Origin of the sequence: Sphingomonas sp. PWP1-2, assembly GCF_049898305.1 — a bacterium.
GTDB classification, from domain to species: Bacteria; Pseudomonadota; Alphaproteobacteria; order Sphingomonadales; family Sphingomonadaceae; genus Sphingomonas; species Sphingomonas glacialis.
This window is the reverse complement of record NZ_JAFCXM010000002.1, coordinates 162,967-188,377: the sequence shown is the minus strand read 5'-3', so window position 1 is coordinate 188,377 and position 25,411 is coordinate 162,967. Positions and strand designations below refer to the sequence as shown.

Genomic DNA, 25,411 nt, shown 5'->3' with positions numbered 1-25,411 from the left:
CGAAGACGCGAAAGCGGCTTACGAACTGGCTACGCGCCCCGCCGCCACCCGGCGCTCCGACACCCAGACATAGAGCGCGAACACCACCACCACCGCCGCCATCACGCCGACCCACACCGGCCCGATCGTCTGCCACAGCAGATAAACGTTGAGCACCGCGATCACGCTGCAAATCGCATACCCGACCAGCTTCACCCATAGCGGATTGGCATAGTCCCCCATCCGCGCGCGGCTGCTCGTCACCATCATCAGCGGGAAGATCGCGAACGGCAGCTGCATCGACAGCACGACTTGCGACACCACGAGCAGCTCGACGGTATCCTTGCCGCCGCTCGCCGAGATCACCACCAGAGCCGGCACGATCGCGATCCCGCGCGTCACCAGCCGGCGGATCCACGGCGCAATACGGATCCGCAGGAACCCCTCCATCACGATCTGCCCGGCAAGCGTCCCGGTAATCGTGCTCGACTGCCCCGAGGCCAGCAGCGCCAGCGCAAACGCCGTCGCCGCCACGCCGCCCAAGGCCGGGCGCAGCAACTCGAACGCCTGCCGCAGATCATCCACCACGATCCCCGAGCGCCAGAACACCGCCGCCGCCAGCACCAGGATCGCGGCGTTGACGAAGAACGCGGCGCCCAGCGCGAGCACGGTATCGAGCGTGTTGAACCACAAGGCCGCCTTGACGTCGCGCGGCGTGCGCCCGAACGCGCGCGTCTGGACGATCGAGCTGTGTAGATAGAGGTTATGCGGCATCACGGTCGCGCCGAGGATGCCGAGCGCCACCAGCAACGCCGCGGTATTCGGAATCGCCGGCGTCACCGCCCCCAAGGCCACCGCGCTCCAGTCGGGCTTGGCGAGAAAGATCGTGTAGACGAAGCACAAGGCGATCGTCGCGATCAGCGCCATCACCACCGCCTCGATCTTGCGGAAGCCGAGGTTGATGAGCAGCAGCAACAACAGCACGTCGAGCCCGGTGACGAGCACCCCCCACACCAACGGCAACCCGAGCAGCAAGTTGAGCGCCACCGCCGAGCCGACCACCTCGGCCAGATCGCAGGCGATGATCGCGATCTCGCACAGCAGCCACAGCGCCACCGCGACCGGCCGCGGATAATAGTCGCGGCACGACTGCGCGAGGTCGCGCCCCGTGACGATGCCGAGCCGCGCGCAGAGGATCTGCAGGAAGATCGCCATCAGGTTCGACGCGAGGATGACCCACAGCAGACTGTAGCCGAACTGGCTCCCGCCAGCGAGATCGGTCCCCCAATTGCCCGGGTCCATATAGCCGACCGAGACCAGGAACCCCGGCCCGGCAAAGCCCAGCCATTGCCGCCAGCCCGAACGCCGCGCATCGCCCGTCGCCCATACCTTGAGCGTGCGGTGCGCCTCGGGCAACGACGGCGCCAGGTCTTGCGGAGAGGATCGGTCGGGCAATGTGGCCATTGATGGTCGAAATCCCGGCTTTGGACAGTGAAGCGATCGATTGCGTGTAAACCGATGCGGGCTGTCCCGGCTACGGCCAAGCAAGCGATTCAGATGCGACAAAGTTGCTTTCGATGCGTAGCCGCGCGGCGGGCGTTGCGCATGCCCCGCAGCACGCTTATCTCGAAGGCGCTATTTCGACAGGCCCAAGGGGACCGACCATGACCACTTTCGACGATCGCGAGCGCGCTTTCGAAACCAAATATGCCCGCGACGAAGAAGTTGCCTTCCGGATCGTGGCGCGCCGAAACCGGTTGCTCGGGCAATGGGCGGCGACGCAGATGAAGCTGACCAAGGAAGAATCGGACGCCTATGCCACCGCCGTGGTGCAGGCCGATTTCGAGGAAGCCGGCGACGAGGACGTGATCCGCAAGCTCGTCAGCGACTTGACCGCCGCAGGCGTCGAGATCGACGAGCCGGCGATTCGCCGCGCGATCGAGGAAAAGACCGTCGAGGCGCGTCGCCAGTTGATGGGATCGCAATAATGCCAATGGCCGCCGATGAGATCGTCTCGCTGATCGTCGCGGGAATCCCCGACGCGCAGGTCGAGATGACCGATCTTGCGGGCGACAACAACCATTGGGCCGCCCGCGTCGTGTCGGAAAGTTTCCGCGGGCTGCCCCGCCTCAAGCAACAGCGCGCCGTCTACGCCGCGCTCGGTGACAAGATGGGGGGCGTGCTCCACGCGCTTCAGCTGACCACCGCCGTACCAGTCCAGGAGTAAACCTATGAGCACCGATCCAGACCAGATCCGCATCGCCGAACTCGTCCAGAAGGACGACGTCGTCCTGTTCATGAAGGGCAGCCCGCTCTTCCCGCAGTGCGGCTTTTCGAGCCGGGCGGTCGCGATCCTCAACCATCTCGGCGCCGAGTTCGGCAGCGTCGACGTGCTGCAGGACCAGGGCGTCCGCCAGGGGATCAAGCAATTCTCCGATTGGCCGACGATCCCGCAGCTCTATGTGAAGGGCGAATTCGTCGGCGGATCGGACATCATGATGGAGATGTACGAGAGCGGCGAGCTCGCCGCGCTGCTCGAGGAACAGGGCGTTTCGACCGAGAAGTGAGGATGCCGGGTCGGGCGGGCCGCGCTCTGTAGCGCTTGCCCGCCCTGCTGAAGCGATTACCGCTCGGCGTATACAGAGTATTGCACCGCGCGTGCCAGTTTTGAGAAATCCCGGTTTCACGCGGTTTCAACTAGTTAACGCCGATAGCCGCAAGGTTGCAGCTGTAAGATTTTTCGACAGATAGCCGCCCGCTCGCCGCACATCGTTCCCCGGCGAAGGCCGGGGCCTAGTCGCGGCGTCGCCGATCGGGCAAGCGACGGTCCCCTTCACCGCCATCGCACCTGGGCTCCGGCCTCCGCCGGGGAACGCGACGTTTCCCACGCCACTTGCGGCCCTCGAGACCTACCCAAGCCGCCGCGGCCCCGCTACAAAATGGCGATGACCACCTCCCCCTCCCCCCGCACCGGCGGGCGCATCCTCGTCGATCAACTCGTCGCGCAAGGCTGCGACCGGATCTTCACCGTCCCAGGCGAGAGCTTCCTCGCGGTGCTCGACGCGCTCCACGACACGCCGCAGATCGACCTGGTGGTATGCCGGCAGGAGGGCGGCGTCGGCTTCATGGCGTGCGCCGACGGCGCGCTGACCGGGCGCCCCGGCGTCGCCTTCGTCACGCGCGGGCCGGGCGCTACCAACGCGTCGATCGGCGTCCATGTCGCGATGCAGGATTCGCAGCCGATGGTGCTGTTCATCGGCGATGTCGATCGCGGCACCAAGGATCGCGAGGCGTTCCAGGAAATCGACTTCCCCGCGATGTTCGGCCCCATCGCCAAATGGGCGGCGAAGATCGACGATGCGCAGCGCATCCCCGAATATGTCGCGCGCGCGTGGAACGTCGCGATGTCGGGGCGGCCGGGGCCGGTCGTGCTCGCGCTGCCCGAGGACATGCTGCTCGACGACGTCGCAGCGCTCGATCGCCCACGCGTCGAGCGCGTCGTCCAGGCGTGCGATCCGGTCCAGATGTGTGACCTCGCAGCCCTGCTCGGCGCGGCCGAGCGTCCGCTCGCGATCATCGGCGGCGCGGGTTGGACGCCAGCCGCCGCGCGCGATTTCGCCGCCTGGGCGGAGCGATCGGGCGTCCCCGTCGCTTCGGCCTTCCGCCGCCAGGATGCGATCGCCAACGAATCGCCCGTATGGGCGGGCAATCTCGGGTACGGCCCCAATCCCGCGCTCGTCGCGCGGATTCGCGAAGCAGACCTGCTGATCGTCGCCGGGCCCCGGCTCGGCGAGGCGACGACCGATGGCTATACGCTGATCACGCCCGACCATCCCGGCCAGCGGATCGTCCATATCCATCCCGATCCGAACGAACTCGGCCAGACCTACCGCGCCGATCTGGCGATTTGTGCCGACATGACGAGCTTCGCCGATACGCTGCTTGCGATCGACATGCCGATGCTCGACTCAGGCGCCGACGCGCACGCTGCGTATCTCGCCTGGTCGACCCCCGCCCCGCGCGCAGGCGTTACACTCGACCTCGGCCCCTGCGTCGCGGCGATGCGCGAGCACCTCCCCGCCGACAGCATCATCTGCAACGGCGCGGGCAATTATAGCGGCTGGTGGCATCGCTACTGGCGCTATGCCGGCCCCGGCACGCAGCTCGCGCCGACCGCAGGCGCAATGGGCTACGGCGTCCCCGCCGCCACCGCCGCTGCGCTTCGCCATCCCGACCGGACCGTCGTCGCGCTCGCCGGCGATGGCTGTTTCCTGATGAACGGTCAGGAACTCGCCACCGCGGTCGCGCATGGCGCCGACATGCTCGTGCTGGTGATCGACAATAGCGGCTACGGCACGATCCGCATGCACCAGGAGCGCGAATATCCCGGCCGCGTCACCGGCACGCGATTGCACAATCCCGATTTCGCTGCGCTCGGCCGCGCCTATGGCTGCTGGGCAGAGACGGTCGAGACGACCGCAGCTTTTGCCCCGGCGCTCGCCCGCGCGATGGCCGAGACCGGCGTACGCCTGCTCCACCTCAAGACCGACATCGAGGCGATCACCGCCGGAACGACGCTGACCGCGATGGCGGCAAACACCAAAAAGGCCGCTCCGTAATCGGAGCGGCCTTTCGGTACGCGTTACGCAAATGATCCGAAGATCAAATATCGTCGCCGAGCGCGCCCTTGACGGTGCCGGCAGCCTGCTGGGCCTTGCCCTTGGCTTCCTGCGCGGCGCCTTCGGCCTTCGTCTCGGGATTATCGCTGTGCTGCTTCACCTTGCCAATGGCTTCATTGACGTTGCCTTTGACCTTGTCGACGAATTCGCCCATGATACTATCCTTTCGGTGTTCGATGTCGCGGGTCGACATCGGCTAGTCCCGAAGTTTAAACGGATTAGTCTCGCGCTGGTTCCATAACTTATGTTTCATACTATGGCTGATTCCGCTCAGATGAGACCGGCGAGCGGGCTCGACGGATCGGCATACATCCGCCGCCCCATCCGCCCGGCACGATAAGCGAGCCGCCCCGCCTCGACCCCGGCTTTCATCGCCGCCGCCATCATCACCGGATCCTTCGCCTCGGCGATGGCGGTGTTCATCAGCACGCCGTCGCAGCCAAGCTCCATCGCCTGCGCCGCCTCGGACGCGGTGCCGACCCCGGCATCGACCAGCACCGGCACCTTCGCGCCCTCGACGATCAGCCGGATCGTGACGCGGTTCTGGATCCCCAGCCCCGATCCGATCGGCGCACCAAGTGGCATGATCGCCACCGCGCCGACATCCTCGAGCCGCTTCGCCGCGATCGGATCGTCGACGCAATAGACCATCGGCAGGAAACCTTCCTTGGCGAGGATCTCGGTCGCGCGCAGCGTCTCCACCATGTCGGGATAAAGCGTCCGCGCTTCCCCCAGCACTTCGAGCTTCACCAGGTCCCAACCGCCCGCCTCGCGCGCGAGGCGCAGCGTGCGGATCGCCGATTCGGCATCGAAGCAGCCCGCGGTATTGGGCAGATAGGTGACTTTCTTGGGGTCGATGAAGTCGGTCAGCATCGGTGCGTTGCGGTCCGACACGTTGACGCGGCGCACCGCGACGGTGACGATCTCGGCGCCAGACGCCTCGAGCGCGGCGGCGTTCTGCGCGAAATCCTTGTATTTGCCCGTGCCGACGATGAGGCGCGAGCGGAAGGTACGCCCCGCAACGCTCCAGGTGTCGGCATCGACTGCGGCGGCATGATCCCCACCGCCGACGAAATGCACGATCTCGAGCTCGTCGCCATCCTCGACCAGCACGTCGCCGAGCGTCGAGCGCGGTACGACCTCGAGGTTGCGTTCGATCGCGACCTTCTCGGGCAGCAGCCCCAGATCCTGCGCCAACTCGGCGAGGCTCAGCCCGCTGCGCACGCGGCGATGCTCGCCATTGACCTGGATGCTGACGGTTCCATCGGTGTGCGGCACGTTCGTTCCCCGTTCGGGCTGAGCTTGGCGAAACCCTGTCCGTCCCGGCCGGGACGAACAGCCCTTCGACAAGCTTGGGGCGAACGGGCTATGGGTCTGCTCAACTAGGCCGAGGCCTGGCAGCATTCAACCGCCCGCAAACGGAAGTCCCGCGCGATGCCCGAAACCATCTTCGTCCTCAACGGTCCCAACCTCAACCTGCTCGGCACCCGCGAGCCCGAGATCTACGGCCACGAAACGCTCGACGATATCGCCGGCCAGCTCGAGGATCGCTCGCGCGAGCTCGGCCTGTCGATCGACCTGCGCCAGTCGAACCATGAGGGGCATCTGATCGACTGGCTGCACGAGGCACAGGCGCTCCCCGCCAAGGCGGTGCTGCTCAACGCCGGCGCCTACACGCACACCTCGATCGCGCTCTATGATGCGATCAAGGCGATCCGCACGCCGGTGATCGAGGTCCATCTCTCGAACCCGCACGCGCGCGAAGCCTTTCGCCACATCAGCCGTATCTCCCCCGTAGCGCACGGGACGATCTGCGGTTTCGGCGCATTTTCCTATATGCTGGCGCTTGAAGCCGCCGCGCGTCTCTGACAGGACGCGCCGTAACAAGGGAGATAAGGGTCGTATGGCCGAAGATACGAACACGGATGCAATGCGGATCGACGTCGATCTGGTGCGTCAGCTCGCCCAGCTGCTCGATGACACGCAGCTGACCGAGATCGAAGTCGAGGATGGCGGGCGCAAGATCCGCATCGCGCGCAAGGCGGCAGCTGTCGCGGGCGCGGTGCAATACGCCCCCGCCCCCGTTGCCAGCGCGCCCGCGCCCGCAGCGATGGCACCCGCCGAAATCGTCGCTGCGCCGGCCGCCGCGCTCAACGCGGTCAAATCGCCGATGGTCGGCACCGCCTATCTCTCGCCCAACCCCGAGGCGAAGACCTTCGTCAGCGTCGGCGACAGCGTTGCCGCTGGCGACACGCTGCTGATCGTCGAGGCGATGAAGGTGATGAACCCGATCCTCGCGCCGAGCGCGGGCCGTGTTACCGCGGTGCTGGTGACGAGCGGCCAGCCGGTCGAATTCGACCAGCCGCTCGTGGTGGTCGAGTAAGCACGTGGCCGAGATCAAGAAGCTCCTCATCGCGAACCGCGGCGAGATCGCGCTGCGGATCCACCGCGCTTGCCACGAAATGGGCATCCAGACCGTCGCGGTGCATTCGACCGCCGACGCCGATGCGATGCACGTGCGCCTCGCCGACCAGGCGATTTGCATCGGGCCGCCGAGCGCGACCGAGAGCTATCTCAACATCCCCAACATCATCTCGGCCGCCGAAATCTCGGGCGCCGATGCGATCCATCCAGGCTATGGCTTCCTCTCGGAGAACGCCAAGTTCGCCGAGATCATCGAAGCGCACGGCATCATCTTCGTGGGCCCCAAGCCCGAGCATATCCGCACGATGGGCGACAAGATCGAGGCCAAGCGTACCGCCGGCGCGCTCGGCCTGCCGCTCGTTCCAGGCTCCGCGGGTCCGATCAGCGATCTCGCCGAAGCCAAGGAAATCGCGGCGCAAGCCGGCTATCCGGTGATCATCAAGGCCGCGTCGGGCGGCGGTGGTCGCGGGATGAAGGTCTGCACCTCCGAGGACCAGCTCGAAACGCTGATGCAGCAGGCCGGCAGCGAGGCGAAGGCCGCGTTCGGCGATGCGACGGTCTATCTCGAGAAATATCTCGGCAATCCGCGCCACATCGAATTCCAGGTGTTCGGCGACGGCGAAGGCAATGCGATCCACCTGGGCGAGCGCGACTGCTCGCTCCAGCGCCGCCACCAGAAGGTGCTCGAAGAGGCCCCCTCCCCCGTGCTCGGCGAAGAAGACCGTGCACGCATGGGCGGCGTCTGTGCGAAGGCGATGGCCGACATGGGCTATCGCGGCGCCGGGACGATCGAGTTCCTGTGGGAAAATGGCGAGTTCTATTTCATCGAAATGAACACGCGCCTGCAGGTCGAGCATCCCGTCACCGAGGCGATCACCGGGCTCGACCTGGTGCGCGAACAGATCCGCATCGCCGAAGGGCATGGCCTGACGCTCCGCCAGGAAGACGTCCAGTTCCGCGGCCATGCGATCGAATGCCGCATCAACGCCGAGGACCCGCGCACCTTCGCGCCGTCGCCGGGGCTGGTGAAGGCGTATCACGCGCCGGGCGGGATGAACGTCCGCGTCGATAGCGGGCTCTACGCCGGCTACCGCGTGCCGCCGTACTACGATTCGATGATCGCCAAGCTGATCGTCTATGGCACCACCCGCGCCGGCGCTATCCGCCGGCTGCGCCGTGCGCTGGAGGAGTTCGTCATCGACGGCCCGACGACGACGATCCCGCTCCACCAGGCCTTGATCGAGGACCCCGACTTCCAGAAGGGCGACTATACGATCAAGTGGCTTGAGGAATGGCTCGCGCGCCAGGAAGCCTGATCCCCTTTCCCCTTGTTATTCCTTGCGAACCCGTAATGATGCGGTGATCGGCGCCACACCACGGCGTTGGGGGTGACAAGGGGAAATCGGTGCGCACACGAATTCTCACTGCAATCGCGGCAGCGATCTTCGCGTCGCTGTTCATCGCCTTTCTCTCCTTTCGCAGCCCCGACACCGATCCGCGCGCGATGCGCGCCAAATACGGCGCACCGCCGTCGCAGTTCGTCGATCTCGGCGGGGGCCTCCGCGTCCATCTGCGCGATACCGGCCCGCGCGATGCGCCGATGCTCCTATTGGTCCACGGCTCGAACGCCTCGCTCCACACCTGGGAACCGTGGGCGCAGCGACTCCAGACGCGCTATCGCCTCATCCGCATGGATTTGCCCGGCCACGGCCTGACCGGCGCGAGTCCGACGCACGACTATCGCCCCGCCGCCTATGTCGATGTCGTCGAGCAGATCCGCAGGCGGCTGGCGGTCGATCGGATGGTGGTCGTCGGCAATTCGATGGGCGGCGGGGTCGCGTGGCATTACGCGCTGGCGCATCCCGAGCATGTCCGCGCGCTCGTCCTGGTCGATTCGGTCGGCCAGCCCGAACCGGGCGGATCGCACGACGCCCCGCTCGCCTTCCGCATCGCGCGGATCCCCATCCTGCGCAATATCGCCGCAGTCATCACCCCACGCAGCCTGATCGCCGACAGCCTGCCCCAGGTATTCGGCGATCCACGCCTTGTCGATGCGGCGATGATCGATCGCTATTGGGAGCTGCTGCGCTATCCCGGCAACCGCGTCGCGACGATCGACCGCTTTGCGCTGCCGCCCGACGTGGCGACACCGGCGCAGCTTGCAACGCTGAAAATGCCGGTGCTCATCCTGTGGGGCGCGCTCGATCATCTGATCCCGCTATCGTCGGGCGAATGGCTGCACCGGCAAATCCCGGCAAGCAGGCTGATCGTCTATCCCGGGGTCGGTCACGTGCCGATGGAGGAACACCCCGATCAAAGCGCCGCCGACCTCGACCGCTTCGTCGCGGGGCTGCCGGCCGGATAGACCATTCCCGACGCCAGCCCCCGCCGCCGCTGCCGCCGTCACCCCGGCCTTGTGCCGGGGTCCACCGTCCGCAGGAGCTGCACGCGCAGAACGCGCGGCACGGTGGACCCCGGGACGAGCCCGGGGTGACGGATGGGAGGATTGGTGGATCGGCGGCGGTGTCGCCTGTTCGTCTCTGCGCCACTTCTTCTCCGCGTCCTCCGCGCCTCTGCGCGAACCATCTTCTTTTTGCACGCAGAGGCGCGGAGGACGCAGAGGGGGTTGCGCGTCGCGTCTTCGCGCCTTCGCGTGAACCAGGCTTCTTCTTCAAGCGAAGACGCGAAGACGCGAAGCCAAGGGAATCACCCCCCCCGCCGTCCCCCCCGCCGTCACCCCGGTCCCGTGCCGGGGTCCACAGAGACGCGCGTTCGGCGCGTGCGGCTCTCGCGGGATGGTAGGCCCCGGCACAAGGCCGGGGTAACGAAGGGGGCGAGCCGTCTCGCACCACACACCCCGCGCTAACCGCTTGGCCTCCTCGCCCCGCCTCCCTAAGCTCCCCCCGACCGCCCCGGAGCCGCCATGACGCTGATCGACCAACTGCGCACGCTCAGCCCATCGCAACGCAATGCGATCTGGGCGAGCTATCTCGGCTGGACGCTCGATGCGTTCGACTTCTTCCTGCTCGTCTTCATGCTCTCGGCGATCGCCACCGAATACGGCACCGACGTCAAGCATGTCGCCGAAGCGACCTTCCTCACGCTCGCCGCGCGGCCCTTCGGCGCGTTCGTCTTCGGCTGGCTCGCCGACCGCGTCGGGCGGCGGCCGATCATGATGATCGTCATCCTGCTCTTCTCGGCGTTCTCGCTCGCCTCGGCCTTCGTCACCTCGCTGACGATGCTCTTCGTCGTCCGCGCGGCGTTCGGCTTTGCGATGGGCGGCGAATGGGGAATCGGCGCGAGCCTCGTGATGGAATCGATCCCGCCCAGGCTGCGCGGGCCGGTGTCGGGGCTGCTCCAGTCGGGCTACCCTTCCGGCTATTTCCTCGCGAGCCTCGTCTATTTCCTGCTGTTCGACCAGATCGGCTGGCGCGGCATGTTCGTCGTCGGGATCGCGCCCGCGATCCTCGTCTTCATCATCCGCTCGCACGTCGATGAAAGCCCCGCATTCGAGGCGCGCAAGGACGAGGCCAAGCCCAACCCGTTCGTCGAGCTCGCCCGCTATTGGAAGATCGCACTCTATCTCGTTGTGTTAATGACGGCTTTCAACTTCTTCAGCCACGGTACGCAGGATCTCTACCCGACCTTCCTGCGCGAACAGCACAAGTTCGACACGCACACGATCGGCACGCTCACCGCGATCATGAATATCGGCGCGATCGTCGGCGGGCTGAGTTTCGGCATCTGGTCCGAGACGATCGGCCGCAAGCGCGCGATCATCATCGCCAGCCTGCTCATCCTGCCGGTGATCCCGCTCTGGGCGTTCGCGCAGACGCCGTTGCTGCTCGGGCTCGGCGCATTTCTCGTCCAGGTCGCGGTGCAGGGCGCGTGGGGAATCGTGCCGGTGCATCTCAACGAACTGTCGCCGGCGCTGGTGCGCGGGATGTTTCCGGGCTTCGCCTATCAACTCGGCAATTTGATCGCCTCGCGCAACGGGCCGCTCCAGGCCGGGATCGCCGAGGCGCATGGCGGCAATTACGGCTATGCAATGGCGTTAGTCGCCGGGGTGACCGCGCTCGTGCTGGTGCTGTGGACGTGGCTCGGCCCCGAACGCCGCGACGTGGATTTTGTCGAGGAGGCGAAGGCCTAACTCCTCCCCGGCACGGGGAGGGGGACCCTGAGCATTCAGCGAAGGGGGGAGGGGGCGCGCCGCGAGCGTAACGGTCGCGGCGTGCCCCCTCCACCATCCGCCCGAAGGGGGCGGACAGTCCCCCTCCCCGTGCCGGGGAGGATGTAAAAGCGCTGTCCTACAGGCCGCGTTTCTGGTATGTTCCGGTCTGCTCTTTCAAATCGTAGAAAGCCTATGAACAGCGAACCGCAACGCCGGCTCGCACGCGCGACCACGAACCAGCCAGATCATGCCAAAATCGGAAACAATCGCCGCGCACAACACCCCGTCCAGGGGTCAATCGAGTCAAGCAAACTCGCTTCGTCGCAGATCGACCCGCGCGACAAGGGTGACGGACGCGCAACCGCCCGCTAAAGGCACACACCATGAGCCAGATCACCCCCGAGATCGTCGCCCAGCACGGGCTGTCCACCGAAGAATATGAGCGCGTGCTCGTCGCAATGGGCCGCGAGCCCAACCTGACCGAGCTCGGCATCTTCTCGGTGATGTGGTCCGAGCATTGCTCCTACAAATCCTCGCGTATCCATCTGAAGAAGCTCCCCACCACCGGCCCGCAAGTGATCTGCGGCCCCGGCGAGAATGCCGGCGTCATCGACATCGGCGACGGCCAGGCAGCGATCTTCAAGATGGAGAGCCACAACCACCCTTCGTACATCGAGCCCTATCAGGGCGCGGCGACCGGCGTCGGCGGCATCCTGCGCGACGTCTTCACGATGGGCGCGCGCCCGATCGCCAACCTCAATGCATTGCGCTTCGGCCGGCCCGATCATCCCAAGATGCGCCACCTCATCGCGGGCGTCGTCCACGGCATCGGCGGCTACGGCAATTGCGTCGGCGTCCCGACCGTCGGCGGCGAGGTCAATTTCCACCCGGCCTATGACGGCAACATCCTCGTCAACGCGATGACCGTCGGCATCGCGCAGCAGGACAAGATCTTCTATTCGGCCGCGAGCGGAATCGGCAATTCGATCGTCTATGTCGGCTCGAAGACCGGCCGCGACGGCATCCACGGCGCGACGATGGCCTCGGCCGATTTCGGCGAGGATTCGGAATCGAAGCGCCCGACCGTCCAGGTCGGCGATCCCTTCACCGAAAAGCTCTTGATCGAGGCGTGCCTCGAACTGATGGCCTCGGACGCGATCGTCGCGATCCAGGACATGGGCGCCGCCGGCCTCACCTCTTCGGCGGTCGAGATGGCGAGCAAGGGCGGCGTCGGCATCGAGCTCGACATGAACGCCGTGCCGCAGCGCGAAACCGGCATGACCCCGTACGAAATGATGCTGAGCGAGAGCCAGGAGCGCATGCTCATGGTCCTCAAGCCCGGCCGCGAGGATTTCGCCGAAGCGATCTTCAAGAAGTGGGAGCTCGATTTCGCGGTGATCGGCAAGGTCACCGAGACCGGCCACATGGTGCTGAAATTCAACGGCGAGACCGTCTGCGACATCCCGCTCGCCCCGCTCGCCGACGAAGCCCCGCTCTACGACCGCCCCGCCGCGTCGAAGGAAGAGTATCAGGCCTGGGCCAAGGTGCCCCCGCTCGGCGCCACGCCCGAGGCGAGCGACATCGCCGCCGACCTGCTCAAGCTGATGGCCTCGCCCGATATCGCCTCGCGCCGCTGGATCTGGGAGCAGTATGACACCCAGGTCGGCGCCGACACCGTCCAGCGCCCCGGCGGCGACGCAGCGGTGGTCCGCGTCCACGGCACGCAGAAGGGGCTCGCGATGAGCACCGATTGCACCCCGCGCTATTGCTACGCCGACCCGTACGAGGGCGGCAAACAGGCGATCGCCGAATGCTACCGCAACCTCTCGGCAGTCGGCGCGACCCCGCTCGCCGTCACCAACTGCCTCAACTTCGCCAATCCGCAGCGCCCCGAGATCATGGCGCAGCTCACCGGTTGCCTCGACGGCATGGGCGATGCGTGCCGCGCGCTCGACTTCCCGATCGTCTCGGGCAATGTCTCGCTCTACAATGAGAGCAAGGCGACCGGCGGCGGTTCCGCCATCCTGCCGACCCCCGCGATCGGCGGCGTCGGCCTGCTCGCCGACTGGTCGAAGTCGGCGACGATCGCGTTCAAGGGCACCGGCGACGTCATCGTCCTGATCGGCGACCGCCGCGGGCACCTCGGCCAGTCGCTCTGGCTGCGCGAAGTCCATGGTCGCGAAGAAGGCCCGCCCCCGCCGGTCGATCTCGAGGCCGAGCGCCGCAACGGCGAGTTCGTCCGCGCCCACATCGCCACCGGCGCGCTCACCGCGGTCCACGACGTGTCCGACGGCGGCGTGGCCGTCACGGTCGCCGAGATGGCGCTTGCGGGCAATGTCGGCGCAATGCTCCACGCGCCGCTGCCGTGCGGCGTGGCGTGCTCGCTGTTCGGCGAGGACCAGGGCCTCTATGTCGCGACGATCGCCGACCATCTGCTGCTCGAGACGCTGACCGCCGCCGATGCCGCCGGGGTCGAGATCGAGCGGATCGGCCGGACGATCGCCGGCCGGCTGATCTTCGAACTGCCCGACGATGATCATGTCGTCACGCTCGACGCGCTGCGCACCGCCCATGAAGGTTTCTTCCCCAAGCTGATGGGCGATACTGCGACGCTCGTCGACTGACCCGGCGGGCGGCGGGGTCGCGGCATTCGGGGCGGCGCGAACCCGTTGGAAACAAGCGCCCGCGGCTTCGTTGTGCGCTCGCTTTCCTCATCGACAAGGACGTCCGCAATGCAAATGCGTAAGCTCGGCCAGCAAGGCCTCGAAGTCTCGGCGCTCGGTCTCGGTTGCATGGGCATGTCGGACTTTTACGGCAGCCGCGACGAAGCCGAGTCGGTCGCGACGATCAACCGCGCGCTGGATCTCGGCGTCACCTTTCTCGACACCGCCGACATGTACGGCGTCGGCGCGAACGAGGAGCTGGTCGGCCGCGTCGTGCGAACGCGCCGCGAATGGGTCGTCGTCGCGACCAAGTTCGGCAACGTCCGCGGGCCCGACGGCAGCTTCCGCGGCGTGAACGGCCATCCCGATTACGTCCGCCAGGCGTGCGATGCGAGCCTCAAGCGGCTCGGGCTCGACGTGATCGACCTCTATTACCAGCACCGCGTCGATCCGGGCGTGCCGATCGAGGATACCGTCGGCGCGATGAGCGAGCTCGTGAGCGCGGGCAAGGTCCGCTATCTCGGCCTGTCGGAAGCAGCGCCCGAGACGATCCGGCGCGCGCATGCGGTCCACCCGATCTCGGCGCTGCAGACCGAATATTCGCTGTGGAGCCGCGACGTCGAGGCCGAAATCCTGCCGACCGTCCGCGCGCTCGGCATCGGCTTCGTCCCCTACAGCCCGCTCGGCCGCGGCTTCCTGACGGGGCAGTTCACCAAGCCCGAGGATCTGGCGGAAGGCGACAGCCGCCGCGCGCATCCGCGCTTTCAAGGTGCCGCGTTCGCCAAGAACCTCGATCTCGTCGCGGCGATCAAGGAGATGGCGGCGGCCAAGCGCTGCACGCCTGCTCAGCTCGCGCTCGCCTGGGTGCTCGCGCAGGGCGACGACGTTGTGCCGATCCCCGGCACCAAGCGGCGCAGCTACCTCGAGGACAATCTCGGTGCGCTCGAAATCGTGCTCGATGCCGACGCGCTAGCGCGGATCGATGCAGTGCTGCCGCCGGGCAGTGCCGAGGGGATGCGTTACCCAGCGGTCTCGATGGCGACGGTGGACCAATGAGCACGGCCTCGTTTGCGGCGATCGCGCCGGGCAACCTCGCCGTCGTCACCGGCGCGGCGGGCGGGATCGGCCTCGCCGCCGCGCGCGCCTTTGCGGCGGCGGGGATGCGCGTCGTGCTGGTCGACCGCCCGGGCGAGGCGCTCGAGGCCGCCGCCGCGGCGATTGACGGCGCGATCGCGCATACCATGGACGTGTCGGACCGCGCGGCGATGCACGCGCTCGCCGGCCGGATCGTCGCGGAGCACGGCACGGTCGCGCTGCTGATGAACAATGCCGGGATCGGGGCGGGCGGAGACGTGTTCGCCGATGCCGACATCTGGGACGCGGTGCTCGGCGTCAATCTGCTCGGCGTGCTCAACGGCGTGCAGGGCTTCGTTCCCGCGATGCTCGACCATGGCGGCCCGGCGCTCGTCATCAACACCGGCTCGAAGCAGGGCATCACCCAGCCGCCCGGCAATACCGCGTACAATGTCAGCAAGGCCGGGGTAAAGGCGCTGACCGAAGGCTTAGCGCACACGCTGCGGACTCGCTGCGGCGACCGGGTGAGCGCGCATCTGCTGGTGCCGGGCTTTACTTTCACCGGCATGACGCGCCCCGGCAGCACCGAAAAGCCCGCGGGCGCGTGGACTCCCGAGCAAGTCGTCGCGCTGATGCTCGAACGGCTAGCTGCGGGCGATTTCTACATCGTCTGCCCCGACAACGAGACGACGTCTGAGCAGGACGCCAAGCGGATCGCCTGGGCGGCCGGCGACGTGACCGAGAACCGCCCTGCCCTGTCACGCTGGCACCCCGACTGGAAGGACGCGTTCGCCGCTTATGTGGCCGAGTGACCGCTGCGCCCCGCCGCGCGGGTGGCAAAGTCCCCTTGCGCGTCGGGCGGTGGGTCGCCACCCTGCTCGCGAACTCGATCGACAGGGGATGCGACGATGCGGTGGACGATAGTGGCGTGTGGCGCCGTGATTCTGGGATCGCAGGCCGAGGCGCAGACGCCGCCTCCCGTCCCGCATGTCGCCAAGCGGCCGTTCCAGGTGACCTCGCCTAACGGCGCACGCACCGACGACTATTACTGGCTGCGCGACGACACCCGCAAGGATCCGGCGATGCTCGCCTATCTTGCCGCGGAAAACGGCTATGCCGATGCGCGCCTCGCGCCGTTGAAGCCGCTCCAAGCCAAGCTCTATGCCGAGACAGTCGCGCACATCAAACAGGATGACAGCTCGGTCCCCTATGCGAAAAACGGCTATTACTACGCCTCGCGCTTCGCCGCCGGCGCCGACTACCCGCTGATCGAGCGTCGCAAGGGCACCGCCACCGCGCCCGCCACGACAATGTTCGACGAGCCGACAATGGCCAAGGGCCACAGCTTCTTCGCGCTGAGCGACTGGGCGGTCAGCCCCGACAATGCGCAGGTCGCCTGGGCCGAGGATACCGTCGGGCGTCGCCAATACGTCCTCAAGATCAAGGACCTCGCGACCGGCGCGGTGCGCAGCGACACGATCGCCAATGCCGAGCCGAGCGTTGTATGGGCCGACGACAATCGCACGATCCTCTACGTCGCGAAGGACCCGGTGACGCTGCGCGGCTACCGCGTGATGGCGCATGTCCTCGGCACCGCGCCCGCCGCCGATGCGTTGCTCTACGAGGAGAAGGACGACACCTTCCAGATGGGCATTGCCCGCACCGCCGACGATCGCTTCATCTGCATCACCGTCGGGAGCACGGTGAGCGACGAACAACGCTGCGCGCCGGCGTCGAACTCGAGCGCATTTACCGTGCTGGCACCACGCGCACGCGAGTTTCGCTACACCGCGGACCATCAGAACGGGCGCTGGATCATCCGCACGAACCGCGCGGCGAAGAACTACAAGCTCGTCACGGTCGCCGATGCCGACGTCGCCAAGGGCGTCGCCGCATGGCGCGACCTGACGCCGGCGAGCGACAGCGTGTTCATCGAAAGCTTCAAGCCGTTCGCCGGCTTCGTCGCGATCGACCAGCGCGAAGGCGGCAATCGCATGATCCGCTTGCTCACCGACGCCGGCACATCGATCCCGGTCAAGGCCGACGAGCCCGCCTACCGGATGGCGCTCGACGTCAACGAGGAGACCGCGGCACCGTGGGTGCGCTACACCTACGGCTCGCTCGTCACGCCGACGACGACCTATGAGGTCAATGTGAAGACCGGCGCGCGGCGCGTGCTCAAGGTCGCGCCGGTGCCGGGCTACGACCCCGCCAATTACGTCACCGAGCGCGTCTGGGCGACCGCCCGCGACGGCACGCGCGTGCCGGTGTCGATCGTCTATCGCAAGGGGCTGAAGCGCGACGGCACCGCGCCGTTGTTCCAATACGCCTATGGCAGCTACGGCATCTCGACCGACCCCGGTGTCGATCCCGGCCGGATCGGGATGCTCGACCGCGGCGTGGTCTATGCCATCGCGCATATTCGCGGCGGTCAGGAAATGGGGCGCGGCTGGTATGACGACGGCCATCTGCTCAAAAAGCGCAACAGCTTCACCGATTTCGTCGATGTCACGCGCTTCCTCGTCGCGCAGAAATACGTCGCGAAGGACCGCGTCGCGGCGATGGGCGGCAGCGCAGGCGGGCTGCTGATGGGCGCAGTCGCCAACATGGCGCCGCAGGATTACAAGGTGGTCGTGGCGCAGGTGCCGTTCGTCGATGTCGTTACGACGATGCTCGATGCCTCGATCCCGCTCACCACCTTCGAATATGACGAATGGGGCAACCCCGCGCAAAAGGCGTATTACGACTATATGCTGAGCTACTCGCCCTACGACAATGTCGCGGCGAAGGCGTATCCGGCGCTGTATGTCGGCACCGGCCTGTGGGACAGCCAGGTGCAATATTACGAGCCGACCAAATGGGTCGCCAAGCTCCGCGAGCTCAAGACCGACGCCAATCCGCTGGTGTTCCGCGTCAACATGGAGGCGGGGCATGGTGGCAAGTCGAGCCGCTTCGAACGCTTCCGCCAGAATGCCGAGTGGCAGGCGTTCGTGCTCGATCAGCTCGGCGTCGCGGGCGCGGCCTCGTAACACGGCCGCCGCCGAGCAGGATTTCCGATGACCGAAGCTCCCTTTGCCCTCTGCGTCGGGATCGGCACCTATCGTGGCGGCGTTGCCGCCGGGATCCAGCCGCTCTGCCGCGACGAGGCGGGAGCGTGGCGGCTCGGCGCGCCCTATGCCGACGCCCCTAACGCCTCGTTCAGCGTCTATGCGCCGCGACGCGGGCTGCACTACATCGTCGATGAGACCGAGGCGGGCAGCGTCGGTGTCCACCGCTACGCCGACCAGCGGTGGGAGCGGCTCTCGTCGATCGCGGTCGATGGCGCCGCGCCGTGCCACATCGCGCTCGATCCGACCGAGACGCTGCTGGCGGTCGCCAACTATATGAGCGGAAGCGTGACGCTGCTGCGGCTCGATTCGCAGAGCGGGCTGCCCACGGGCACCGTGCAGGTCAGCGCCAATCAAGGCTCGGGGCCAAACCCAGCGCGGCAGGAAGCGCCGCACGCGCATTGGGTCGGGTTCAGTCCCGACGGACGCTGGCTCTATCAGACCGATCTCGGCACCGACGAAATCCTCGGCTTTCCGATCGCGGCAGAAGGTACGCTGCACGCGCCGCAGCGCGCCTATCGCGCCGCCCCGGGCTCGGGACCGCGGCATCTCCTGCTTCACCCGCGGCTCGATCAGCGCGCCTACCTGATCGGCGAACTCGACAATACGCTGAGCGTGCTCGATCGCAGCGATGGCAGCTTCACGCATCGTGCCACGCTTTCGACCCTGCCCAACGGCTGGCATGGCGATTCGATCGTCGCGCACTTGGCGATCAATCGCGCGGGCGATCGCCTTTACGTCTCTAATCGCGGGCATGACAGCATCGCGGTATTCGCGCTCGACGATGCCGGCGTTCCGACGCTGCTTGGTCATACCGCGACCGGCGGCGCGTCGCCGCGCCACTTCCTGCTGCTCGACGATGCGGGGCTGGTGATCGTCGCGCACGAGAAGGCGCAGACTGTGACGACGCTGACGATCGACGCCGACGGGCGTCTCCACCCGACAGGTATGTCGGTGGCGGTTCCGGGAGCCGCCTATGTCGTGCTCCCCAATCCCACGGACCAGCAAACCGCGCGCTAAAACCCGCGCCTACCGGCATCTACACACGAGCGGTTGCGCCCGGGCTGGAAGCTTTGAATAAGCGCGCGGCCATGGCGCGCAAACCACCTCCTCCAAAGCGACGCTCGGAATCGCGCAGCGTCGCGCGCGACGCCGCTTCGGAGACCTGGCTGCTGCTGCTCGGCAGCGTCGCCGCGATCCTGCTGATCGCGACGTTCCTCTATCCAAGCGTGCCGACAGAGCCGAACCCGGAGCGCCCCAAGCCGCTGACGATGGCGCAAGCCCGCGCGTCGAACCGCGCCGTCCCGGTCGAGCCGCGCTTCCGCGTCCCGGCCGCGCGCTACCGCTTCGACGGTGGCCCCGCCGCGCGCTTGCAAGCCACCGAATGCCTCGCCACCGCCGCGCTCTACGAAGCGGGCGACGACGCGCGCGGACAGAAAGCGGTGATCCAGGTCATCCTCAACCGCGTCCGCGCGCGCGGCTTTCCGCGGACGATCTGCGGGGTGGTCTATCAAGGCTATACGCGCACGATCGGATGCCAATTCTCGTTCACCTGCGATGGATCGTTCGTGCGGCGGCCGGTGCATGACGGCTGGACCGCCGCACGCCAGGCCGCCCGCCGCGCGCTCGCGGGGCGCGTGTTCGCCGATGTCGGACGCGCGACGCATTATCACGCCGACTGGATGGTCCCCTATTGGCGCGACTCGCTCGTCAAGGTCGCGCAAGTCGGCTCGCATCTGTTCTACGTCCGGCAGTCGATGCGCGAGCGGGTTCGCTCCGACGGAGACAACGCCCGTCGCAATATCGGGTGATCGTGGGAAAACTAACGCCCCCCAAGCGTTGCGCCCGCACACAGCAAGGATTTCCGGCATGAAGGCGATGGTTCTCAAGGCCCCGATTGGGCTCGATCATCTGACACTTGAAGACCGCCGCGATCCGGGTGCGCCGGGCGCGGGCGAAATCCGCGTCGCGCTGCACGGCAGTTCGCTCAACTTCCACGATCTCGGCGTCGCGACGGGGCGGATGCCGACCGCAAACGGCCGTATCCCGCTCGCCGATGGTGGCGGGATCGTCGAGGCTGTCGGAGAAGGCGTCACCGAATTCGCGCCCGGCGACAGCGTCGTCTCGTGCTTCTTCCCCGACTGGCAGGACGGCAGCGCGACGATTGGCGACTTCAGCCGCACGCCCGGCGACGGGATCGATGGCTTCGCCTGCGAATTCGTCGTGCTGCCCGCCAGCGCCTTCACGCATGCGCCAAAGGGTTATGACGCGGTCGAGGCGGCGACGATCACCACCGCTGGCCTCACCGCGTGGCGCGCGCTGGTCGTCGACGGCAAGCTCAAGGCGGGCGACAGCGTGCTGCTGCTCGGCACGGGCGGCGTGTCGATCTGGGCTTTGCAGATCGCCAAGGCGATGGGCGCGACCGTCGCGATTACCTCGTCGTCGGACGAGAAGCTCGAGCGTGCCAAGCGCATCGGCGCAGACTTCACGCTCAATTACCGCGAGCACTCGGAGTGGGGCAAAGCGGTGCGCGACTGGAGCGACGGCCGCGGTGTCGACCATGTCGTCGAAGTCGGCGGTCCCGGCACGCTCGCGCAATCGATCGAAGCGGTGCGCGTCGGCGGGCATATCTCGCTGATCGGCGTGCTGACCGGCGGCGCTGGCCAAGTTCCCACCGCGGCGCTGATGGCGAAGCAAGCGCGGCTGCAGGGCCTGATCGTCGGGAGCCGGCGCGAACAGCAGGCGTTCGTCCGCGCGCTCGACGCGACCGGAATCCGCCCGGTGGTCGATCGCCGCTTTCCGCTCGAGGCGCTCGGCGATGCCTTTCGCTACGAGATGGGCGCGGGGCATTTCGGCAAGATCGGTGTCGAATGGTAACCCCGAGCGACGCGGGTGCGGCGTCGAAGCCGTATGTGATTTGCCTGATGCAGTCGTCGATCGACGGGCGACTGCATCCCAGCCGCTATACCGAAAGCCCCGACGGGAGCCGCAAGGATTGGGCCGCCGCGTATGAAAGCGCGCACGACGCGCTCGGCGGCAACGCCTGGCTCGTCGGCCGCGTGACGATGGCGGAGATGTCGAAGGCCGCACCGCATCCGCCCGCATCGCTGGGCGCGGTCGAACGACCGCTCCACGTCGCGACCCGCGCCGACAGCTATGCGATCGCGCTCGATCGTTCGGGCAAGCTGCATTTCGACGGTGGCACCGTCGGCGGAGACGCGGTCATCGTGCTGCTTGGTCCGGATGTGGCGGACAGCCATCTCGCAGAGCTGGCCGCCGACGGCGTTTCCTATGTCGTCTCGCCGGATCGCGAATTCGATTTCATCGCGATCCTCGCAACGTTGGGGCGTGACTTCGGCATCACCAAGCTGCTGCTCGAGGGCGGCGGCGGGATCAACGGATCGCTGCTTGCGGCGGGAGTGGTCGACGAACTCCACATCTCCGTCGCGCCCGCGCTCGATGGCGGCGCAGCGGTGGACGGGATCGTGACCTACGGCACCGCGGGCTTGAACGGCAAAGTCCGCCTGAGCTTGCTCGGCGCCGAGACGCAGGCGCATGGCATCGTCGCGCTGCGCTATGCCGTCACCTCCGCCTGACGCCGCGCACGGATCGACACGACAATCCGATCGACCAGTGCGAGAACCAGCGCCGACGCGCCGAACAGCGGCAGCAGCACCCCGAGCACGATGAGGAGCGCGAACATCCACCCCGGCGCCGCTGCGCCACGCCGGGGTGGCGCCGCCACCTGCCCCCGGGGTCGGCGTTTGAGCCACAGCAGCGTGCCGAGCACGCTGATCGCGATCAGCGAGATCGCGGTCGCCACCCCGATCAGCTGGTTCGCAAGGCCGAACAATTGCCCCTCGTGCCAGGCGACCCCGGTGTTGACGATCCGGTCGATCACATGCAGGTCGGCAAAGCCCGATCGCCCGGTCTCGATCCCGCTCGCCGGATCATAGGTCACGCGCCGATCCAGCCAGCGGTTCTGCGCCTCGGACTTCACCGTCCACACTTTGCCGGTCGGTGGTCCGAACTTTTGGACGGTGTGCGGCGGAAGCACCAGCACGGGAAACGCCATCTGCTCCGCCGCTGCCTTGGCGACGAAGACCGAAAGCGGCAGGCCCTTCGGCTCGGGCGCCCGCGCCGTCGGCATATCGGTCATCGCGCCGTGGTGGCCGGTGTGCCCTCCATCGACGCCGACCTTCCAATCCTGCCGCCCCTTGACCAGCCCAAGCTCGGCTCGCACCCATTTGAACGTCCCGCCCCACGCGCCCGCCCAGGGCAGGCCGCTCGCGAGCATCACCAGGACCAACCCCGCCACCCAGAATCCGGTGACGCGGTGCAAATCCTTGAGCAACGGCCGCCCACGCAGCCAGAACCGCGGCCAGAGTGTCCCCGCCAGCCGGAACGGCCGCGGCCACCACAAATACAGTCCCGACAGGATCAGCACGATCGTCCAGCTCGCGGCGAGCTCGACCAGCCGATCGCCGAGCGTGCCGATCAGCAGTGATCCGTGAATCCGCGCGACAACCGCCTCGATCCGCGCTGCAGGATCGAGGCTGCCGAGCACGCGCCCCTGCGGCGAGACGTAGACCTCGCGCGGTTTGCCGTCCGCGTCCACCAACTGCAGCATCGCGGCGTCGCCAGCCTCGCGCGGCAAGCGATAGTGGTTGAACCGCATCCCCGGATTGGCTGCCAGCGCCGCCGACAGCTGTGCCTCGGGAGCCACTGCGCCCTCAGTCCCCAGACCGCGAAACGCCCGTTCTTCCCACCGCTCGACCTGCGGCTTGAACAGATAGATCGATCCGGTGATCGCCAGGATCAGGATGAAGGGCAGGACGAACAGCCCGGCATAGAAGTGCCAGCGCCACACCCAGCGGTACAGCGCCTGCCCGGCCGGAACCGTGCTTGCTGCGGTCGCGATCGCCGGCATCAGAACGTCACCTTCACATCGGCGGCGAAACTGCGTTGCGGGAAGGGGTGGAAGAGGAAGTAGCGGTCGTTGTTGACGTTATCGACCCCGATCCCGAATTCGATATGCTGCGCGACGCGAAACTGCGCGCGCAGATCGACGACGAAATACCTGTAAAAGCCCTGATAGGTGTTGCCGACCACGTCGCTGTTATCGAGCGCGCCGTAATTGCGGCTGGCGTAGCGCCCAGCAGCCGTCAGCGCGACGCCCTCGACGGGTCGCCAGGTCGCCACCGCCGTCGCCTTCCAGCGCGGCACGCTCGGGAGCAGCTTGCCGACTGCGCCGGGCAGGACCGCATTCTTGCTGGTGATCGCGTCGGCATAGGTCATGCTGCCCGAGACATCGACCCGCCCGACGACGTTCGTCCGGGCGACCGAGAGTTCGGCCCCCCGCGCCCGCGTCTCGTCGACATTCTGGACATAGGTGCCGACTTGAACCGGGGTCACCGCCAGCGGGCCGGTCTGCGAAATCAGCGCGTCCCTAATCACTTCGTTGAACAAAGCGAGCCGCAATGTTCCCCGGTTATCCTGCCGCTCGAGCGCCAGTTCGAGCGAGCGCGCGCGTTCGGGGCGCAGGTTCGGATTGGGGACCGACGCGACGGGTGTCGTGACGATCTGATAGAGCTCGCCGACGGTCGGGAAGCGCCACGCCTGGCCGAACGAGAGCCGCGCGGTCAGATGCGGGTCGATCGCATAGGCGAGTGCTGCCTTGGGCGAAAATCTATTGCTGCTCAACGCCGGCTGACAGACCGGTCCGATCGCTGGCGACTGCGCGAAATTCACGCCGTCATAGGCGCGCCACCATTCGTAGCGCCCGCCGAGCGTGAGCGTCAGCGGCGGCAGGATCCGCCAGGCATCCTGCGCCCACAGCGCGTACGTGCGCGTCTTGCCGCTGCCTTGCAGGTTGAGCGCACCCTTCGATCCGCCGATCCAGTCGCTGGTATTGTAGCGATTGCTGTCGAGTTCGTACCAATCGGCGTGCGCCCCGAAGCTTACCGTATGCATCGCTGCCGCATCCGAACGCCACGCGCCCTTGGCGTCGAGCGTCTTCCAGCCGGTTCCCGCCAAGTCGGTGATGAAACCTGCCTCGCCCGCTCGCCCGGCCGACAGCGCGATATTCGAAACGCGCTGCTGATCTTTGGCGACATCGTACAGCGTGCCGATCACTTGCCAGTCGAACCGGGTACCGCTGCCATTGAGCGACAGATTGTGGGACCATTGCCGCTGCTCGGTGCGATAGACGCTGCCGGCAAAGGCGCTGGCGGCCAGCGTGTAGATTTGGCCGTTATTGCTCGTCGTGCCGGCATAGAATGGCAGGCCGCTCGCCGGGTTGGTGAGATAACTCTCGACAGTCGAATCGGTGGTGCTGAGGAACAGGCTGCCGACATAGGTCAGCCGCAGCGCGGCGGAGAGATCGAGCGCGGCCTTGAGCTTGACGCGATCCTGCACTTGATGCTCGAACGCGGTCGCGCCGACGACGCGGATCGCGCCGCCGGTGCGATTGACGTCGTCATAGCCTCCCGTCGTCGGCGTGCTGGTCGCGCTTTTGGTGGCGGTGGCGCTGGCAAAGCCGATCGGCTGGCCGTGGCTGTCGACATGATCGACGCTTCCAAAGACCGCGAGTGGCCCGAACCGATCGCCGAACGTGCCGCCGAGCTGATAGGCCGGCAAGGTGCGGTGCGTGCCGTAGAGGTCGAACTGCTGCACCGTGGTTCCCGCGACCAGCGTGCCTTCGAAGCGATCGGGCAAGCGCGTCGTGATGTTGACAACGGCGCCGATCGCATTGCCGGGATATGCCGCCGAGAACGGCCCGTAGAGCACGTCGACGCGGGCAATCTCCTCGGTCGATACCAGGCTCCAGCGCGGGCTGGCCGAGGTGTTGTTGTTGCCAACGAGCGCCGAGAGAATCGCACCGTCGGCGTAGATCAAGCTGCGCGCGCTTGCGCCGAGCCCCGAAGTGCGTGTCGCGAGCGGCGCCTGGCTGTCGCCGATATGGCGTTTGCGGACGACGAGGCTCGGGAGATATTTGAGCGTATCCTCGACATTGCGCGCGTTGATCGTGGTCGCGATCGTCGCGGCATCAATCGACGCCTTGGACGAAGGCGCGTTCTCTATCGTCGCGGCGCGGCGCTGCGCGGTGACGAGAATATCGTCGAGGCTTGAATCTGGCGCTGGCGATGCGCGCTCTCCGGCAAAGGCCGGAACGGTGGTGCTTGCGAGCATGGTGCAAAACGACGTGACGCCGAGCACGGATGTGCGGCTGACCATGAGAAGGTCCCTGTTCGATAGGGTAATGGGACGAAGCCCATCGCGCGCGGCCCGTTCGGGTGCCTCGCGCACGGGTTC

General features: G+C 67.0%; 22 protein-coding genes. 17 read left to right on the top strand and 5 right to left on the bottom strand.

Annotated elements, in window-relative coordinates; translation table 11 throughout:
* Nucleotides 1-18: 18 nt before the first annotated feature.
* Complete coding sequence (locus tag ACP7C5_RS05740; RefSeq protein WP_426263499.1) at nucleotides 19-1,443, bottom strand: Nramp family divalent metal transporter; 1,425 nt, start codon at nucleotides 1,441-1,443, stop codon at nucleotides 19-21.
* Between the two features lie 200 nt (nucleotides 1,444-1,643).
* On the opposite strand from ACP7C5_RS05740, the gene ACP7C5_RS05735 reads away from it, so the two are divergent.
* The 4 genes from ACP7C5_RS05735 (at nucleotide 1,644) to ACP7C5_RS05720 (ending at nucleotide 4,598) form a co-directional block, all read left to right on the top strand.
* Nucleotides 1,644-1,967, top strand: a complete 324-nt coding sequence (locus ACP7C5_RS05735) for a DUF1476 domain-containing protein (RefSeq protein ID WP_189674911.1) — start codon at nucleotides 1,644-1,646, stop codon at nucleotides 1,965-1,967.
* Nucleotides 1,967-2,206 carry a BolA/IbaG family iron-sulfur metabolism protein gene (locus ACP7C5_RS05730; protein ID WP_133188702.1) on the top strand — a complete coding sequence of 80 codons (240 nt, stop codon included), beginning with the start codon at nucleotides 1,967-1,969 and terminating at the stop codon, nucleotides 2,204-2,206. The genes ACP7C5_RS05735 and ACP7C5_RS05730 overlap by 1 nt, the downstream gene beginning before the upstream one ends.
* A gap of 4 nt (nucleotides 2,207-2,210) precedes the next feature.
* Nucleotides 2,211-2,546 (top strand): Grx4 family monothiol glutaredoxin, encoded by a 336-nt coding sequence (gene grxD, locus ACP7C5_RS05725; protein WP_133188704.1) that lies wholly within the window; start codon nucleotides 2,211-2,213, stop codon nucleotides 2,544-2,546.
* 378 nt (nucleotides 2,547-2,924) lie between these two features.
* Entirely contained in the window at nucleotides 2,925-4,598 is a 1,674-nt protein-coding gene (locus ACP7C5_RS05720) for a thiamine pyrophosphate-binding protein (RefSeq protein ID WP_426263498.1), read from the top strand.
* Nucleotides 4,599-4,641: 43 nt separating this feature from the next.
* On the opposite strand, the gene ACP7C5_RS05715 is transcribed toward ACP7C5_RS05720, so the two are convergent.
* A complete protein-coding gene (locus ACP7C5_RS05715) occupies nucleotides 4,642-4,812 on the bottom strand; it encodes a CsbD family protein (RefSeq protein WP_133188708.1) in 171 nt (56 codons plus the stop codon).
* A gap of 116 nt (nucleotides 4,813-4,928) precedes the next feature.
* Complete coding sequence (thiS, locus tag ACP7C5_RS05710) at nucleotides 4,929-5,936, bottom strand: sulfur carrier protein ThiS (protein WP_133188710.1); 1,008 nt, start codon at nucleotides 5,934-5,936, stop codon at nucleotides 4,929-4,931.
* A 156-nt stretch (nucleotides 5,937-6,092) separates the two neighbouring features.
* Here thiS and aroQ point away from each other — a divergent pair, with 156 nt between their 5' ends.
* From aroQ to ACP7C5_RS05645, 13 genes are all read left to right on the top strand, one after another.
* Nucleotides 6,093-6,527, top strand: coding sequence for a type II 3-dehydroquinate dehydratase (gene aroQ, locus ACP7C5_RS05705; RefSeq protein WP_133188712.1), 435 nt, complete (start codon nucleotides 6,093-6,095; stop codon nucleotides 6,525-6,527).
* Nucleotides 6,528-6,561: 34 nt separating this feature from the next.
* Nucleotides 6,562-7,041, top strand: a complete 480-nt coding sequence (gene accB, locus ACP7C5_RS05700) for an acetyl-CoA carboxylase biotin carboxyl carrier protein (protein WP_426263497.1) — start codon at nucleotides 6,562-6,564, stop codon at nucleotides 7,039-7,041.
* A 4-nt stretch (nucleotides 7,042-7,045) separates the two neighbouring features.
* Entirely contained in the window at nucleotides 7,046-8,398 is a 1,353-nt protein-coding gene (gene accC, locus ACP7C5_RS05695; protein WP_426263496.1) for an acetyl-CoA carboxylase biotin carboxylase subunit, read from the top strand.
* An 89-nt stretch (nucleotides 8,399-8,487) separates the two neighbouring features.
* Nucleotides 8,488-9,447 carry an alpha/beta fold hydrolase gene (locus tag ACP7C5_RS05690; protein WP_426263495.1) on the top strand — a complete coding sequence of 320 codons (960 nt, stop codon included), beginning with the start codon at nucleotides 8,488-8,490 and terminating at the stop codon, nucleotides 9,445-9,447.
* Between the two features lie 558 nt (nucleotides 9,448-10,005).
* On the top strand, nucleotides 10,006-11,232 hold the full coding sequence (locus tag ACP7C5_RS05685; RefSeq protein ID WP_426263494.1) for an MFS transporter: 1,227 nt from the start codon (nucleotides 10,006-10,008) through the stop codon (nucleotides 11,230-11,232).
* A gap of 404 nt (nucleotides 11,233-11,636) precedes the next feature.
* Entirely contained in the window at nucleotides 11,637-13,877 is a 2,241-nt protein-coding gene (gene purL, locus ACP7C5_RS05680) for a phosphoribosylformylglycinamidine synthase subunit PurL (RefSeq protein WP_426263493.1), read from the top strand.
* A gap of 108 nt (nucleotides 13,878-13,985) precedes the next feature.
* The gene (locus ACP7C5_RS05675; RefSeq protein WP_426263492.1) at nucleotides 13,986-14,972 is read left to right on the top strand and encodes an aldo/keto reductase; all 987 of its coding nucleotides are present in this window, start codon (nucleotides 13,986-13,988) and stop codon (nucleotides 14,970-14,972) included.
* Complete coding sequence (locus ACP7C5_RS05670) at nucleotides 14,969-15,802, top strand: SDR family NAD(P)-dependent oxidoreductase (protein WP_426263491.1); 834 nt, start codon at nucleotides 14,969-14,971, stop codon at nucleotides 15,800-15,802. Before ACP7C5_RS05675 ends, ACP7C5_RS05670 begins: the two co-directional genes overlap by 4 nt.
* A gap of 96 nt (nucleotides 15,803-15,898) precedes the next feature.
* Complete coding sequence (locus tag ACP7C5_RS05665; protein WP_426263490.1) at nucleotides 15,899-18,019, top strand: S9 family peptidase; 2,121 nt, start codon at nucleotides 15,899-15,901, stop codon at nucleotides 18,017-18,019.
* 27 nt (nucleotides 18,020-18,046) lie between these two features.
* On the top strand, nucleotides 18,047-19,117 hold the full coding sequence (locus tag ACP7C5_RS05660) for a lactonase family protein (protein WP_426263489.1): 1,071 nt from the start codon (nucleotides 18,047-18,049) through the stop codon (nucleotides 19,115-19,117).
* A gap of 71 nt (nucleotides 19,118-19,188) precedes the next feature.
* The gene (locus ACP7C5_RS05655; protein WP_426263488.1) at nucleotides 19,189-19,908 is read left to right on the top strand and encodes a cell wall hydrolase; all 720 of its coding nucleotides are present in this window, start codon (nucleotides 19,189-19,191) and stop codon (nucleotides 19,906-19,908) included.
* A 58-nt stretch (nucleotides 19,909-19,966) separates the two neighbouring features.
* Complete coding sequence (locus tag ACP7C5_RS05650) at nucleotides 19,967-20,974, top strand: zinc-dependent alcohol dehydrogenase family protein (protein WP_426263487.1); 1,008 nt, start codon at nucleotides 19,967-19,969, stop codon at nucleotides 20,972-20,974.
* Nucleotides 20,968-21,693 (top strand): RibD family protein, encoded by a 726-nt coding sequence (locus ACP7C5_RS05645; RefSeq protein ID WP_426263486.1) that lies wholly within the window; start codon nucleotides 20,968-20,970, stop codon nucleotides 21,691-21,693. Before ACP7C5_RS05650 ends, ACP7C5_RS05645 begins: the two co-directional genes overlap by 7 nt.
* Here ACP7C5_RS05645 and ACP7C5_RS05640 read toward each other — a convergent pair.
* The gene (locus ACP7C5_RS05640) at nucleotides 21,672-23,027 is read right to left on the bottom strand and encodes a PepSY-associated TM helix domain-containing protein (RefSeq protein ID WP_426263485.1); all 1,356 of its coding nucleotides are present in this window, start codon (nucleotides 23,025-23,027) and stop codon (nucleotides 21,672-21,674) included. The two genes, ACP7C5_RS05645 and ACP7C5_RS05640, sit on opposite strands and share 22 nt — an antisense overlap.
* A complete protein-coding gene (locus ACP7C5_RS05635) occupies nucleotides 23,027-25,333 on the bottom strand; it encodes a TonB-dependent receptor (RefSeq protein ID WP_426263484.1) in 2,307 nt (768 codons plus the stop codon). The genes ACP7C5_RS05640 and ACP7C5_RS05635 overlap by 1 nt, the downstream gene beginning before the upstream one ends.
* Nucleotides 25,334-25,411: the final 78 nt, after the last annotated feature.